Raw genomic sequence first — 14,356 nt, 5'->3', positions numbered from 1 at the left:
TTGCTGCCGCACGTGCCGCTCGGCCACACCGGCGCGGCGGTGGAGGGGAGCGAGATCATCGCATCCTCGGTGGTATCGGGCCGCCGCTCGGGCCGATGCTGGTGGCGGTGGCCTCGCAGCTGTTGGCGGACATGGGCGGAGCGGGTGGCTTGCTGGCCGAGTTGTCCGAACGGCTGTCACCGCGCCGGGCCGACGTGGCGATCGTGGTGGTGGCGATCGCCCTGACCTGAATGGCCAACCTGTTCGGCATCAGCGCCATCGCCAGCCGGGTCTTCGCCGTGTGCTACCTGCTGCAGTGCGTGCTGGCGGTGGAGCTGGCCGGGGTGGTGGTCGTGTTCGGGTTGCCGGCCGGCTGAATCCCGCTGACCCGATGACATCGGCCGCGGTCGGCTACCATGCCGGATCGTTTCGCCCGATTCTGCGTCCATGGCCAAGCTCTACTTCTATTACTCGGCAATGAATGCCGGCAAGACCACCACGCTGCTGCAGAGCGCGTACAACTACCACGAGCGCGGCATGCGCACGCTGATCCTCACGCCGGCGCTGGACAACCGCTACGGCGAGGGCGTGGTGGCTTCGCGGATCGGCCTGAAAGCCAACGCGCGGCGCTTCAGCGGCGAGGAAAACCTGCTTGCCATGGTCGAGCACGACATCGGCGCGCGCGGTGCGCTGCACTGCGTGTTCGTCGACGAGGCGCAGTTCCTCACCAAGGCACAGGTCTGGCAGATCAGCGACGTGGTCGACCGGCTCAACATCCCGGTGCTCGCCTATGGACTGCGCACCGATTTTCGCGGCGAGCTGTTCGAGGGCAGCCGCTACCTGCTGGCCTGGGCGGACAACCTGGAAGAGATCAAGACGATCTGCCACAGCGGCCGCAAGGCGACGATGGTGGTGCGTGTGGACGAGCGCGGCCGCGCGGTGACCGAGGGCCCCCAGGTCGAGATCGGCGGCAACGATCGCTACGTCTCGGTGAGCCGCGCCGAGTTCAAGAAGATTACTGAAGGCAGCGGCAGCATCGAACTGCAGCAGAGCGTGCTGCCGTTGGGCGAATAGGCCTTCGCGCGATGGCCACATCGCTGCTCCCACACTTGCGTGTCTACCGAAAGGATTTCCGATGAGCCCCACGATGTCCCTGCCCGCCTGGGCCCGCCCGCACTGGCAGCCGAACGACGAGGAGATCCTCCTGCAGTTCTACGTGTTCGGAAGCTTCGAGGCGGTGCGCGTGCCGTCGCAGGATTACGGCAGCCCGGGCCTGCCCGAGGGCATCACCTCCACCAACCACCATCACCACGAGCTGCGCGCGTGGGAGGGTTATCCGCTGGGCGGCAGCATGGGCAAGCTGTTCAAGGAGGAGGCGCCCGAGGCCTACCGTGCTGCCGTGGACGCACCGCAGGTGCTGGTGGTGCGCGGTCGCCTGCCCGACCAGCCGGATACCGGCTACCTGCGCGACGTGATGGGCGTAATCGCCGGTCTGCTCGACATCGGTGGCGTGGCCGTGCTCGATCCGCAGATCGTCTCGCTGTTCGATGCCGAAGGCTGGCGCCGCCGCTACCTGGTGCCGGACGGCGCACCGATCCGCAGCCACCTGCTGATCCTGCGCGACGCCGGGTCCGAAGCCGGCCGCAGCTGGATCCACACCCGCGGCATGCGCAAGTTCGGTCGCCCCGACTTCAGCCTGCGCGACGTGCCGGATGCCCAGGTCAACCTCGCCGGCAGCCTGTGCGAGCGCCTGGTGGAGCTGGAAGTACTGGGCGGTCGTTTCCAGGATGGTCAGCAGGTCGAGATCCCGGGCCTGCCCGAGGACCTGGTCGCCCGCCTGGGCGGCGGGCCGGAGCATCTGGACTTCAACAACAGCTTCGTCGAGTTCCGCTGGCCAGTCTGACGCCGTACGTCCGCTTCTGGACGTAGGAGCCCGCTCGCGGGCGATGCTTTTTGCTTCGATGTGGATCAGGAGCAGGAGCATCGCCCGCCAGCGGGCTCCTACCTACCGCGTCAGAGGTCACTTCTGGCAGCGCGGGCACCAGAAGGTGGAGCGCTGCCCCAGCGTGGCCTGGCGGATCGTGGCGCCGCAGGACCGGCACGGGTCGCCGGCGCGGCCGTAGGCGAACAGTTCGCGGAAGAAGTAGCCCGGTGCGCCGTCCGGGTTGAGGAAGTCGCGCAGCGTGGTACCGCCGCGCTCGATCGCCCAGGCAAGGATGCGCTTGATCTCTCCGGCGAGCCGCGCGTAACGCGTGCGCGAGATGCTGCCGGCGGGTTTGCGTGGGTCGATGCCGGCGGCGAACAGTGCCTCGCTGGCGTAGATGTTGCCCACGCCGACCACCACCGCGTTGTCCATGATGAACAGCTTCACCGCGGCACTGCGGCCGCGCGAGAGTCGCCACAGAAGGTCCCCGTCGAAGTCGTCGGTGAGCGGCTCCGGTCCCAGCGCGGCGAGCAGGTCGTGGGTCTCGCCCGGCCACTGCCACAGCAGGCAGCCGAAGCGGCGCGGGTCGGTGAAGCGCAGCACGCGCGCCGGCTTGTTCGGCGCCGCATCGATGGCGATGTCCACGTGGTCGTGCGTGTTCACCGGCGTGTCCGGCGGCAGCACGCGCAGCACGCCGCTCATCCCCAGATGCAGCAGGGCGCTGCCGATCTCCGTGCGCAGCAGCAGGTACTTCGCGCGCCGCTCCACCGATTCGATCACCTGGCCCGGCAGCAGCTCGGCTACCTCGCGCGGGATCGGCCAGCGCAGGTCCGGCCGGCGCAGCGTCACTGCGCCGATACGCCGGCCGACCAGGTGCGGGGCGATGCCGCGGCGGGTGGTTTCGACTTCGGGGAGTTCGGGCATGGGTGAGGATTCGAGTTACCGAGGGCTACATGTCCGTCATTCCAGCGGACGCTGGAATCCAGTGCCTGTGTTTGCCTCAGGGCACAAAGACGCTGGATCCCGGCTTTCGCCGGGATGACGGGTAGGAGAGAGCGAGGTGGTGTCTCAATTCCAGTCCGCGTGGAAACTCCCTTCGCGATCGATACGCTCGAACGTATGCGCCCCGAACAGGTCGCGCTGCGCCTGGATCAGGTTGGCTGGCAGGCGCTCGCTGCGGTAGCCGTCGAAGTAGGCGATGGCCGAGGCCAGGCCCGGCACCGGCACGCCGGCCTGCACCGCCGTGGTGACCACCTCGCGCAGCGCCGCCTGGTAGTCGGTGGCGACCTTGGCGAAGGTCGGTGCCAGCAGCAGGTTGGCCAGCGACGGATCGGCGGCGAAGGCGCGGGTGATGTCCTCCAGGAAGCGCGCGCGGATGATGCAGCCGCCGCGCCAGATGCTGGCGATGGTGCCGTAGTCGAGGTTCCAGTCGTACTCGGCCGAGGCGGCGCGCAGCTGGGCGAAGCCCTGCGCGTAGGAGATCAGCTTGGCCAGGTACAGCGCGCGGCGCACCGACTCGATGAAGGCGGCGCGGTCGCCGGCGAACGCCTGCTTCTCCGGTCCGGCCAATTGCTTGCTCGCCGCCACGCGCTCGCTCTTCAGCGAAGACAGCACGCGGGCGAACACCGACTCGGTGATCAGCGGCAGCGGCACGCCGAGGTCGAGGGCGCTCTGGCTGGTCCACTTGCCGGTGCCCTTCTGCGCGGCGCGGTCGAGGATCACGTCGACCAGCGCCTGGCCGGTTTCCTCGTCCTGCTTGCCGAAGATCTGCGCGGTGATCTGGATCAGGTAGCTGTCCAGCTCGCCGGCGTTCCAGTCGGCATAGACCTTGGCCAGCTCGTCGTTGGACAGGCCGAGCACGCCCTTGAGCAGGGCGTAGCTCTCGGCGATCAGCTGCATGTCGCCGTACTCGATGCCGTTGTGCACCATCTTCACGTAATGGCCGGCGCCACCAGGACCCATGTAAGCGACGCAGGGCGTGCCGTCCGGCGCGCGGGCGGCGATCTCCTTGAGGATCGGCGCCACCAGGTCGTAGGCGTCGCGCGGGCCGCCCGGCATGATCGACGGCCCCTTGAGCGCCCCTTCCTCGCCGCCGGAGACGCCGGTGCCGATGAAGTGCAGGCCGGCCTCGGACAGCTCCTTCGCGCGGCGCACGGTGTCGGTGAACAGCGTGTTGCCGCCGTCGATCAGGATGTCGCCTGCGGCCAGCAGCGGCTTCAGCGCGGCGATGGTGTCGTCGGTCGGCTTGCCGGCCTTGACCATGAGCAGGATGCGGCGCGGGCTTTCCAGCGAGTCGACGAACTGCTGCAGCGAGAACGTCGGCACCAGGCCGGCGTCGGGATACTCGGCGGCGACCTCGTCGGTCTTCTCGCGGCTGCGATTGTAGATCGACACCGCGTGGCCGCGGCTGGCGATGTTCAGCGCCAGGTTGCGGCCCATCACGGCCATGCCGACGACACCGATGGCCTGCTTGCTCATGGGGCTTGCTCCGGAAAAGGTCAGTGCGGGGGAAGATGGGGCGTCCCGGCGCGCAGGCAAGCCGCGCGGCTCAGGGCTGGAGCTGGATCGCGTCGCGCTTCGGCGGGCGCGGGGTGGCGAGGATCGGCACCAGCGCCACCCGGTCGCCGACCTGCACGTAGCGCAGCGGGCCGGTGGCACTGGTGTCGCCGAAGCGCAGCGTGCGGTCGTCCAGGGTGAGCGTGGCGACCGGATGGGTCAGGCCGATCCGCGCCGGGTCGAAGTCGGCCAGCGGGCGCCACTGGAAGGCCTGGGCGGCGGCGATGCCGGTGAGCTGATCCAGCCGTCCCTCGTCGGCGGCGACCGGCGGCTCGCCGTCCCGCCACCAGTGGCCGTCGCGCCGCACGTAGTGCTCGGCGGGTTGGCCGGGCAGGACCAGACTGACGCGGGTGATCGCGTCCGGATCCAGCGGCAGCAGGGTGGCCGGCGACGCCGCGGCATCGTGGTGCCATTGCCACAGCGCCGCGGCCGCCAGCGCGGCGACCGCGATCAGGAGCACCAGCCGGTGGCGGACCGCGCGGCGCATCGCTCAGCGCCGCCGCCGGCGCCAGACCACCGCGCCGCCGGCCAGCAGCAGCAGCAGCGGCAGGCCGGCGAGGAAGCCGAAGGTCACCGCGTTCAGTCCGCCCTGCGACAGCTGCAGGAAGCGGTCCGGCGCGCCGCGTGGCGGCAGGTTCACCAGCGCGTCGTCGCCGAGCAGCCAGTCGAACAGCCGCTCGCCCAGTGCGCGGTTGCCGCCGTTGCCGAGATAGGTGTTGGAGAGGAAGTCGCCGTCGCCGACCACCGCGGCACGCTGCTCGCGCTTGGCCGGGCTGGGCGAGAGGCGGCTGAGCGCGAAGCCGAAATCCAGCGCCCGGCCGGGCTGGTTGTCCAGGTCCGGCTGGCCGGTGTCGATCCGCGTCTGCGGGTTCGAGCGCAGGAACGGCACCGCCGACCAGTCCGTGCCCGGGTGCGCCGCCAGCGCGGCGACCTCGGGGAACAGCGTGGTCAGGGTGAAGCCGCGGGTGATCGCCTGCGCGGGATAGTCCCCCAGCGCGATCATGTGCGGATCGTGCAGGCCCAGCGCGCTGCCGGACGGATCGGACAGCGTGCCCGGCAGCACCGTGACGCCCAGCGCGTCGGCCAGCGGCTGCAGGCCGAGGTCGTTGCCCAGCATCTGGCGGCCCTGCGGGTCGGTCAGCCACAGCAGGTTGCCGCCGTCGGCCACGTAGTTCACCAGCGCCTGCACGCCACCCGGCGGCAGCGGCGCGGCGGGGCTGGCCAGCACCACCAGGTCGGTGTGCTCCGGCACGGCGGTGACCTGGGCGAAGTTCAGCGGCACCGCGCGCATGCCGCGGGCTTCGAGCTGGTGCATGAAGGTGCCGAGGTCGGCATTGGCCTGGCCGTCGGCGCCGCGTTCGCCGTCGCCGGTGACGAAGGCGACGATGCGATCGCCGCCGCGGGCCAGCCGTTCCAGCGCGTTGGTCATCGGCGCTTCCGAGGACAGGTCGTCCAGGTGCTGCTCGCGGCCGTGGTAGCGGATCACCAGTTCGCCGTCGACGGTGATGCCCTTCTCGCGCATCGCGCCAGGGTCGAGCTGCGGGTCAACGAAGCGCAGCGAGATGTCCGGCTTGGCCTGCTGGTAGCGCGCCACGAAGCCGGCGATGCTCTGCCGCAGCGAACCCTGGGGATTGGCGTAGCTGGTGATCTCGACCGGACCGTCCAGCCGGGCCAGCACCGCGCGGCTCTCCTTCGACAGGCTGGCGCGGGCGTCGTGGGTCCAGTCCGTCACGTGGTGGTAGCGGGTGGCGAGGTAGCCGGCGGCGGCGAAGGCAAGGATCGCCAGTGCGGCGAACAGCCAGCCGTCGAGGCGGCGCAGGGTGCGTCGAAGCGTCGTCATCAGCCGCGCTCCCGGTCGGCGTCGAGGCGGCGGATGGCCAGCGCCAGCGCCAGCGCGGTGAGCAGGACGAACCACAGCACGTCGCCGCTATCGACCAGTCCGCGCAGCAGCGGCTCCAGGTGCGTGCCCAGCGCCAGCCAGTGGATCACCCCGCTGTCCACGCCGGCGGCCTGGGCGCCCAGGTTCACGCAGCACAGCGCCAGCGCGACCACCAGCGCGGCGGTGGCGGCGATCGCCGGATGCGAGGCGAAGGCCGAGCAGGCCAGTCCGATCGCCGCCAGCAGCGCCAGCACCAGCACCAGCCCGATCGTCGCGGCGGCCAGCTTGCCCCAGTCCAGCGTGGTGCCGTGGGCCAGCGACAGCGGCATTGCCAGCACCAGTGCCAGCCACAGCACCAGCCACGCCAGCGTGGCCAGGTACTTGCCCAGCACGATCCGCAGCGGGGACTGGCCGGTGGCCAGCAGCAGCGGCAGGGTGCCGTTGCCCCGCTCGCCGGCCAGGCTGGACATGGTCAGCAGCGGCACCACCAGTAGCGCCAGCTCGGTCAGCCCGAAAGGCACCAGCGAGCCGGTGAACAGGCTGCTCAGCAGCGGCACCGCCACCAGATCGGTGTAGCCCGGTCCGGCCGGCAGCGCGGCCAGCCGCACCTGGGCGGCGAGGAAGTTGCCCAGCAGCAGCACGAAGCGCCAAGCCAGTTCGCCCAGGGTGAGGGCGCCGAGCACCCAACCCAGCGGGCGGACGAACAGGCGGCGGAGTTCCAGGCGCGCCACGGCCAGCGCGCTCATGTGGCGTGGCTCCGGCCGTTCATGGCGATGTCGAAGAACTGGCGCTCCAGCGTCGGCAAATCGGCGGCCTGCACCAGGCCGGTGTGGCGCAGCCGGCCCTCGTGCAGGATCGCCACCCGTCCGCAGACCGTCGTGACCTCGGCCAGCAGGTGGGTGGACAGGATCACCGCCGCGCCACGCGAGGCTTCCTCGCGGATCAGCTGGCGCAGGGCCGCCACCTGCACCGGATCCAGCGCGTTGGCCGGCTCGTCGAGGATCAGCAGGTCCGGCCGGTGCAGCATCGCGCAGGCCAGGCCGAGGCGCTGCCGCTGGCCCTGCGACAGCACGCCTGCCAGGCGGTGCGCCATCGGCGCCAGCTCCAGGCGTTCCAGCATGCCGTTGCAGGCGCTCGCCAGCGCCGCGCCGTGCAGGCCGCGCAGGCGCCCGTGGGCGTGCAGGTGTTCGCGCACGGTCAATTCCTGCCACAGCGGGGCGCGTTCGGGCAGCCAGCCGATGCGACGACGGCCCAGCTCCGGGCGCTCCAGGAAATCCTCGCCGTCCAGCCGGATGCTGCCGCTGTCCGGCCGCATGGCGCCGGCGATCATGCCCAGGGTGGTGGATTTGCCGGCACCGTTCACGCCGAGCAGGCCGAGTACCTCGCCCCGGTCGACAGTCAGGCACAGATCCTGCAGGGCCATTCGGCCGGCGCGTTGGCGGGTCAGCCGGTCGATCTGAAGCAGCGGGGGCGGCGTGGTCATTGCATGATTGTCACGGCGCCCCCACTTTCAGACAACCGGCAAGGATTTGCGCCAGGCGTGCACACGTCACGCTGCGACATTGCGCGCACCGCCCATGCTGGTGGGTACGGAGACCCGTGCACTAGACTGTTTTTTCAACGACATAGAGACGCACTCCGATGCTCGACGCCGTACTCAACTTCCTGTCCAACGGGCTGACCCACATGAGCTGGGTCGGCATGCTGGTCTACATGCTGGTGGTAACCCAGCTCACCATCTTCACGGTGACCATCTACTACCACCGCTGCCAGACCCACCGTGGCGTCGACCTGCATCCGGTGGTGCAGCACTTCTTCCGCTTCTGGGGCTGGCTCACCACCGGCATGGTGACGCGGGAATGGGTGGCGGTGCATCGCAAGCACCACGCCAAGGTGGAGACCGCCGAGGATCCGCACAGCCCGCAGATCTACGGCATCAAGAAGGTGTTCTGGGACGGCGTGGCGCTGTACCGCGACGCCAGCGAAGTGAAGGAAGACCTCGAGAAGTATGGCCGCGGCACCCCGGACGACTGGATCGAGCGCAAGCTCTACACCGGCCATCCGTACTGGGGCCCGGCGCTGATGCTGATCGTCAGCTTCGCCCTGTTCGGCGTGATCGGCGTGGCCTTCTGGGCGGTGCAGATGATCTGGATCCCGTTCTGGGCCGCCGGCTTCGTCAACGGCATCGGCCACTGGTGGGGCTACCGCAATTTCGAGAGCGCCGACACCGCGACCAACCTGATCCCGTGGGGCTTCTGGATCGGCGGCGAAGAGCTGCACAACAACCACCACGCCTTCCCCAGCTCGGCCAAGTTCGCCCTGCGCAAGTGGGAGTTCGACATCGGCTGGGCGGTGATCTGTGCCCTTCGCGCGGTCGGCCTGGCCAAGGTGCTGCGCGTGGCGCCCACGCTGGACGTGCGTCCGAACGTCAGCCTGCCCGATGCGGAGACGCTGAAGGCCGTGCTCACCCATCGCTTCCAGGCGATGACCGACTACTACCGCGGCGTGATCGTGCCGACCCTGCGCGAGGAAGCGGCCCATGCCGGCGAGAGCATCAAGGCCGTGCCGCGCCGCATGCGTCGCGCCTTGGCCGACGGTGGCCGCTGGCTGGATGGCGAAGGCCATGACCGCCTGCAGGCGGTGCTGGCCAAGCGCCCGACCCTGCGCACCGTGGTCGACTTCCGCAGCCGCCTCGCTGCCTTGATGGAGCAGCGTGGCACCGACCAGGCGCTGAAGGGTCTGCAGCAGTGGATCCACGAAGCCGAGCAGAGCGGTATCCGCGCCCTGCAGGAGTTCGCGGCCAAGCTCAAGGGTTACGCGATCGCCAGCTGACGTCGCATCCCCGGTTCCCGTAAAGAAAAAGCCCGCCTTCCCGGCGGGCTTTTCTGTTGGGCGGCGGAGCGGTTCAGAGCTGGTCCGGGCCCTTGCGCAGCCACCGGTCGATCAGCTGTTTCTCGTAGCGCAGGTTGTCGTCGCTGGTCGGCGCGGTGTTGCTGGTGAGGAAGCCGGGGTCGCGCAGCTTGCGGGTGCCTTCGCGGATCACCTTGCCGTCGGCATCGAGCAGCTTGAAACTGAGGTCGATGCGCGGCGGGTAGATGTCCTTGATGATCCGCACCTCGCGCAGTGCGCCGCCACGCCACGGCTCGAACGAACCGGCGCGGTCGATGTCGGTCACCACCACGTCGAGCTGTTGGCCGGGTTGCAGCATCTTCGCGCCGCGCTTCTCGATGTAGGCCTTGAGCGTCGTCAGGTAGTCGTTGCTGGCGCGGGTCGGTGCGAGCGCCTTTTCTTCACGGGTCTCGGTGAAATGCTCGGGGTGGTCGTAGGTGACCGTCACGCTTTGCGGCGCAGCCGCGTCGGCGAGGACGAGCGGTGGCGTCGCCAGGCCACTGACGGCGAGCAGGGTGAACAGGGCAGTCCGCACTTTCATGGCAGTTCTCCTGGTCGGGGATAGGGTGGGAGCGGCTGAAGGTTCGACAATAGCCCGGCGCGAGCGGTTCGGCGCGTCGGCCAGGGAGGGGGGAAGGGTATGGCGTTCAGGGTGTTGCTGCTGGGGGCGACCGGGGTGTTCGGGGCGCGTTTGGCGCGGCGACTGGCGTCCGACGGGCGCTTCGAGCCGATTCTTGCCGGCCGCTCGCCGGGGGCGCTGCGGGTGCTGGCCGACGAGGTCGCTGCCGCCGCGGGTCGATCGGTGACGGTCGCGTCGCTCGACGTGTTCGCCGACGACTTCGCCGCCCGGCTGGCAGCCCTGCAACCCCGGCTGGTGATCCATGCGGCCGGCCCGTTCCAGGCCCAGGACTACCGCGTGGCGGAGGCATGCCTGGGATGTGGCAGCCACTATGTCGACCTGGCCGATGGGCGGGATTTCGTCGCCGGTATCGCTCGCCTGGATGTCGCCGCACGTGCCGCCGGTCTCCTGGTGGTCAGCGGGGCGTCCAGCGTGCCGGCCATCAGCAGCGCGGTGGTCGATGCGTTGATGCCCCGCTTCGCCAGGCTGGACGGGATCGAGAGTGCGATCAGCCCCGGCAACCGGACTCCGCGCGGCGACGCCACGGTAGCGTCGATTCTCGGCTATTGCGGGCGACCGATCCGCGTCTGGCGCGACGCGCGCTGGCAGGTGCTGCACGGCTGGATGGACACGCGGCGCGTGCGACTGGCCCGGTCGCGCCGTTTCGTCGGGATCTGCGAGGTGCCTGACCTCGAACTCTTTCCCCATCGCTATCCGGGGGTGCGCACCGTGCTGTTCCGTGCGGGGCTGGAGTTGCCCCTGCTGCACGGCGGTACCTGGCTGGTGGCGGCGCTGGTGCGGTTGGGCCTGATTCGCGATCTGCCGCACCATGCGGCACGCCTGCGCCGCTGGAGCGAGTGCTTCATGCGCCGGGGCAGCGATGTCGGCGGCATGGTGGTGGAGCTCGTCGGCGAAGATGCGTCCGGGTGCCCGCTCCGCTTGCGCTGGTGGCTGGAGGCCGCGGCAGGCGAAGGACCGGAGGTGCCAGTGACACCGGCGCTGATGCTGGCGCAGCGGCTGGTCGACCGGTCCTTGCGGGCGACCGGGGCGACGCCCTGCGTCGGCCTGCTGGAACTGGAGGAGCTGATGACGGCGCTGGCACCGTTCGCCGTCACCAGCGGAGTCGAAGTGCTTGCCTGAGGCGTGGGGTGTTCAGTCGAGGAAGCGCCAAGCCTCGGCGGGGTCCGGCATGCGGCAGGCGTCACGTTGACCGAACAGGCGGTAGCGGTGCCGCGCCACCCAGCGATAGGCCGGATCCGCGAACCACCGCGGTGTCCACCGCAACAGTATGGACGGGATGCGCCACGGTCCGTCCAGCCGCTGCAGCACGCCGGCAATGGCCGCGGTGTCGATGTGGCCGACCCCGTCGGCGACCAGCAGCAGCGAGGCCGGATCGTCCGGCGACAGCCCGTGCGCGGCGAGCAATGCACGGCCGTGCCGACCCTGCATCGCCGCCAGCCGGAACCGGCCGGCGCGATCGTGTCGGAGAATGAAGTCCACCCAGCGACTGCACAGCACGCAGACACCGTCGAAGACCACCACGTCCGGTTCATGCGCCATCATCGACCTCCAGCGTGCCGCGGTAACCGATCCAGCGGCCGATGCCGGGCAGGCTGGCCTCGACCATGAAGGCGTAACGGTCGCCTTCGGCACCGCTGCAGGCCAGCACGTCACCGAGCCATCGACGGGGCAGGGGCAGGCCGAGCAGACGCGCGCCGAGCAGGTGCCAATGGATCGCGCCACCGTCTGCTTCGAGGCGGAAGCGCAACAGCACTGGCCCCAGCCGTTCGTGCAGCAGCCGGTCCGGCCCGGCGCTCAGTCGCGAGCGCATACGCCCACGGGCGAAGCGGCGTGTCCACTGCTCGCCGTCGCCGTCGCGTTCGATTTCCACGGTCAACGGTTGCGCCGCTCCCGGCGCGGGCACGCCCAGCAACTGCCGCAGCAGGCGCGCCGCCCGGTTGTCGCTACCGACCACGTCGGCCTGGCCGCGCAGGGCGATGCTGCCGCGGCCGCCATGTGCCCGACGCACCGGGGCTGCAAGTCCGACCCAGGCGGGGCCCAGCAGTACGGGAAACAGCGACTCGTCCGTGGTCATGCCGCGCATGATCGCGGTCGTCCGACGGGCGGGCAAGAAAAAACCCGCCACGGTGGGCGGGTTTCTTCCGGAATGGCGATCAATTACTTGATCTTGCCTTCCTTGTAGATCACGTGCTTGCGCACGACCGGATCGTACTTCTTGAACTCGAACTTTTCCGGGGTGTTCTTCTTGTTCTTCTGCGTGGTGTAGAAGTGGCCGGTACCGGCCGACGAGATCAGACGGATCTTGTCCTGGGTCTTGTTCGCCATGGTCTAGCTCCTCAGATCTTCTCGCCGCGGGCACGCAGCTCGGCAATCACGGCCTCGATGCCATTCTTGTCGATGGTGCGCAGGGCGTGGTTGGACACACGCAGCTTGACCCAGCGGTTCTCGCTGGGGACCCAGAAGCGACGCTCATGCAGGTTGGGCAACCAGCGGCGACGGGTCTTGTTGTTCGCGTGCGAGACGTTGTTGCCGGTCTGCACACCCTTTCCGGTGACTTGGCATACACGGGCCATGATGACCTCCGTATTTTTGGTGTAACGCCCGTTGGCCAGGGCGACTTCGGCCCAGCGACGCCTTGGCGTCACGCGATGCTGGAGGGTGCAGCTCTCTAGGCTTGCCGTGAGGTCCGCATCGCGTCGCGGACGGCCCACATGAGCGGGCGGCAGGAGTCGAGCCGCGCATTATCGCGGAATTTCATCCGCTTGCGCAATCCTTGAGCAGTAAGCCGGGCGGTGGCGCCAGTGACGGCGCGCCGGCTTGTATGGAACAATCGCGCTCTTTGCGGTTTTCCTTCCGCCCGCGGATGGAGCCGGCCCGTATTTTCGAAGAGGACCTCCGATGTCAGACGTGACCACCAACGGCCAGGCCGACGGCCAGGCCAACCAGCCGCAGCTCGCGCTGCAGAAGATCTACGTGAAGGACGTCTCGTTCGAGGCCCCCAACGCGCCGCAGATCTTCCAGGACATGGGCGTTACCGAAGAGCAGCCGCAGGTGCAGCTCAACCTCGGCCAGCGTGCCACCGACCTGGGTGACGACCTGTACGAAGTGGTGCTCAGCCTGACCCTGACCTGCACCATCGGCGAGCGCACCGCCTACCTGGCGGAGGTGCACCAGGCCGGCCTGTTCGGGATTGCCGGTTTCGCGGCCGAAGACCATGCCGGGATCATCGGCAGCTACTGCCCGAACCTGTTGTTCCCGTATGCGCGCCAGGTGATCTCGCAGCTGGTGCTGGAAGGCGGCTTCCCGCCGTTCCTGCTGCAGCCGATCAACTTCGACGCGCTCTATGCCGAGCAGATGCGTCGCAACGCCATGGGCGGCGAGACCGCGCCGACGCTGAACAGCTGATCCAGCCATGAGCACCCGACCGACCCTGGCGGTACTTGGTGCCGGTTCCTGGGGCACGGCGCTGGCGGCGCTTGCGGCACGCAACGGCGTGCCGACCCGGCTGTGGGGCCGCGACCGGCAGGCGCTGGAGGCGATGGCGCAGACCCGTCGCAACCAGCGCTACCTGCCGGATCTCGAGCTGCCAGCCGAGCTGCACTACGAAAGCGATCTGGCCGCCGCCCTGCGTGGCGCCCAGGTCGTGCTGATCGTGGTGCCGAGCCATGCATTTGCGGCGATGCTCGACCAGATCGCTCCGCTGCTCGAGCCGGGCGCCGCGATCGCCTGGGCGAGCAAGGGCTTCGAGCCCGGTACCGGCCGGTTCCTGCACGAACTGGTCGCCGAAAAGCTGCCTGGTCGGCCGGCGGCGGTGGTCACCGGCCCTTCCTTCGCCAAGGAAGTGGCGGCCGGCCTTCCCAGCGCGGTCACCGTGCATTCGGACGACGAGGTGTTCGCCAGGGAAATGGCGGGCATGCTGCACGCCCCCAACTTCCGCGCCTACACCGGCAGCGACGTGCTGGGCGGTGAGCTCGGCGGCGCGATGAAAAACGTGCTGGCGGTCGCCACCGGCGTGGCCGACGGCATGCAGCTGGGCCTCAACGCCCGCGCCGGCCTGATCACCCGCGGCATGAACGAGATGCTGCGACTGGGCCTGGCGCTCGGTGCGCGGCCGGAAACCCTGATGGGGCTGTCCGGCCTGGGCGACCTGGTACTCACCTGCACCGGCGACCTGTCGCGCAACCGTAGACTCGGCCTGGCGCTGGGCAAGGGCATCGCGCTGGACGAGGCGGTGCGCCAGATCGGCCAGGTGGTCGAGAGCGTGCTCACCGCCGACGAGGTGGCGCGGCTGGCTGCCAAGCACGGCCTGGACCTGCCGATCGCCAGCGGCGTGCGCGCCGTGCTGCACGGCGAGGTCACCCCGGTCGAAGGCCTGCGCGCGCTGATGGCACGCGAGCAGAAGCCGGAATACCCGCAGGGCCTGTTCCCCGGCACCTGAGCGTGCAGGTCGGGCTGCCGCACGAGTTTGCGGCTCGGGCGTGGGCACGCC

General features: G+C 69.6%; 19 protein-coding genes. 8 read left to right on the top strand and 11 right to left on the bottom strand.

Annotated elements, in window-relative coordinates; genetic code table 11:
• The first annotated feature begins 95 nt into the window (after positions 1-95).
• The 4 genes from NC595_RS20315 to NC595_RS00330 all read left to right on the top strand — a co-directional run bounded on the left by NC595_RS20315 (position 96) and on the right by NC595_RS00330 (position 1,882).
• Entirely contained in the window at positions 96-230 is a 135-nt protein-coding gene (locus NC595_RS20315) for a hypothetical protein (RefSeq protein ID WP_256488826.1), read from the top strand.
• Positions 231-356: a hypothetical protein gene (locus NC595_RS20310; protein WP_256488825.1), complete on the top strand. Its 126-nt coding sequence runs from the start codon at positions 231-233 to the stop codon at positions 354-356.
• A 70-nt stretch (positions 357-426) separates the two neighbouring features.
• Entirely contained in the window at positions 427-1,053 is a 627-nt protein-coding gene (locus NC595_RS00335; RefSeq protein WP_253564148.1) for a thymidine kinase, read from the top strand.
• Positions 1,054-1,114: 61 nt separating this feature from the next.
• Positions 1,115-1,882 (top strand): hypothetical protein, encoded by a 768-nt coding sequence (locus tag NC595_RS00330; RefSeq protein WP_253564147.1) that lies wholly within the window; start codon positions 1,115-1,117, stop codon positions 1,880-1,882.
• 117 nt (positions 1,883-1,999) lie between these two features.
• Here NC595_RS00330 and mutM read toward each other — a convergent pair whose 3' ends face one another.
• The 6 genes from mutM to NC595_RS00300 all read right to left on the bottom strand — a co-directional run bounded on the left by mutM (position 2,000) and on the right by NC595_RS00300 (position 7,821).
• Complete coding sequence (gene mutM / locus NC595_RS00325; protein WP_253564146.1) at positions 2,000-2,827, bottom strand: bifunctional DNA-formamidopyrimidine glycosylase/DNA-(apurinic or apyrimidinic site) lyase; 828 nt, start codon at positions 2,825-2,827, stop codon at positions 2,000-2,002.
• Between the two features lie 144 nt (positions 2,828-2,971).
• Positions 2,972-4,381, bottom strand: coding sequence for an NADP-dependent phosphogluconate dehydrogenase (gene gndA / locus NC595_RS00320; RefSeq protein WP_253564145.1), 1,410 nt, complete (start codon positions 4,379-4,381; stop codon positions 2,972-2,974).
• Between the two features lie 70 nt (positions 4,382-4,451).
• Complete coding sequence (locus NC595_RS00315) at positions 4,452-4,946, bottom strand: DUF4340 domain-containing protein (RefSeq protein ID WP_253564144.1); 495 nt, start codon at positions 4,944-4,946, stop codon at positions 4,452-4,454.
• 3 nt (positions 4,947-4,949) lie between these two features.
• Positions 4,950-6,299 (bottom strand): GldG family protein, encoded by a 1,350-nt coding sequence (locus NC595_RS00310; protein ID WP_253564143.1) that lies wholly within the window; start codon positions 6,297-6,299, stop codon positions 4,950-4,952.
• On the bottom strand, positions 6,299-7,084 hold the full coding sequence (locus NC595_RS00305; protein WP_253564142.1) for an ABC transporter permease: 786 nt from the start codon (positions 7,082-7,084) through the stop codon (positions 6,299-6,301). Before NC595_RS00305 ends, NC595_RS00310 begins: the two co-directional genes overlap by 1 nt.
• Positions 7,081-7,821 (bottom strand): ABC transporter ATP-binding protein, encoded by a 741-nt coding sequence (locus tag NC595_RS00300; protein ID WP_253564141.1) that lies wholly within the window; start codon positions 7,819-7,821, stop codon positions 7,081-7,083. The genes NC595_RS00305 and NC595_RS00300 overlap by 4 nt, the downstream gene beginning before the upstream one ends.
• A gap of 158 nt (positions 7,822-7,979) precedes the next feature.
• On the opposite strand from NC595_RS00300, the gene NC595_RS00295 reads away from it, so the two are divergent.
• Positions 7,980-9,170, top strand: coding sequence for a DesA family fatty acid desaturase (locus NC595_RS00295; RefSeq protein WP_253564140.1), 1,191 nt, complete (start codon positions 7,980-7,982; stop codon positions 9,168-9,170).
• Positions 9,171-9,243: 73 nt separating this feature from the next.
• Here NC595_RS00295 and NC595_RS00290 read toward each other — a convergent pair whose 3' ends face one another.
• Positions 9,244-9,768 (bottom strand): DUF3016 domain-containing protein, encoded by a 525-nt coding sequence (locus tag NC595_RS00290; protein ID WP_253564139.1) that lies wholly within the window; start codon positions 9,766-9,768, stop codon positions 9,244-9,246.
• Between the two features lie 99 nt (positions 9,769-9,867).
• Between NC595_RS00290 and NC595_RS00285 the strand changes: the two genes are divergently transcribed.
• Complete coding sequence (locus NC595_RS00285; RefSeq protein ID WP_253564138.1) at positions 9,868-10,986, top strand: saccharopine dehydrogenase family protein; 1,119 nt, start codon at positions 9,868-9,870, stop codon at positions 10,984-10,986.
• A gap of 12 nt (positions 10,987-10,998) precedes the next feature.
• On the opposite strand, the gene NC595_RS00280 is transcribed toward NC595_RS00285, so the two are convergent.
• The 4 genes from NC595_RS00280 to rpmB all read right to left on the bottom strand — a co-directional run bounded on the left by NC595_RS00280 (position 10,999) and on the right by rpmB (position 12,440).
• Positions 10,999-11,406, bottom strand: coding sequence for a thiol-disulfide oxidoreductase DCC family protein (locus NC595_RS00280; RefSeq protein ID WP_253564137.1), 408 nt, complete (start codon positions 11,404-11,406; stop codon positions 10,999-11,001).
• On the bottom strand, positions 11,396-11,950 hold the full coding sequence (locus tag NC595_RS00275) for a DUF4166 domain-containing protein (RefSeq protein ID WP_253564136.1): 555 nt from the start codon (positions 11,948-11,950) through the stop codon (positions 11,396-11,398). The genes NC595_RS00280 and NC595_RS00275 overlap by 11 nt, the downstream gene beginning before the upstream one ends.
• 74 nt (positions 11,951-12,024) lie before the next feature.
• Complete coding sequence (gene rpmG, locus NC595_RS00270) at positions 12,025-12,192, bottom strand: 50S ribosomal protein L33 (RefSeq protein WP_017463578.1); 168 nt, start codon at positions 12,190-12,192, stop codon at positions 12,025-12,027.
• Between the two features lie 11 nt (positions 12,193-12,203).
• Positions 12,204-12,440 (bottom strand): 50S ribosomal protein L28, encoded by a 237-nt coding sequence (rpmB, locus tag NC595_RS00265; protein WP_253564135.1) that lies wholly within the window; start codon positions 12,438-12,440, stop codon positions 12,204-12,206.
• A gap of 325 nt (positions 12,441-12,765) precedes the next feature.
• Between rpmB and secB the strand changes: the two genes are divergently transcribed.
• Together secB and NC595_RS00255 are read left to right on the top strand one after the other, a co-directional pair.
• Positions 12,766-13,272 (top strand): protein-export chaperone SecB, encoded by a 507-nt coding sequence (gene secB / locus NC595_RS00260; RefSeq protein ID WP_017463576.1) that lies wholly within the window; start codon positions 12,766-12,768, stop codon positions 13,270-13,272.
• A gap of 7 nt (positions 13,273-13,279) precedes the next feature.
• Positions 13,280-14,305: an NAD(P)H-dependent glycerol-3-phosphate dehydrogenase gene (locus NC595_RS00255; protein WP_253564134.1), complete on the top strand. Its 1,026-nt coding sequence runs from the start codon at positions 13,280-13,282 to the stop codon at positions 14,303-14,305.
• Positions 14,306-14,356 lie beyond the last annotated feature (51 nt).

The organism is Dyella lutea, from assembly GCF_024158035.1.
Taxonomy (GTDB): domain Bacteria; phylum Pseudomonadota; class Gammaproteobacteria; order Xanthomonadales; family Rhodanobacteraceae; genus Dyella_A; species Dyella_A lutea.
This window is presented reverse-complemented; position numbering and strand designations above follow the sequence as displayed.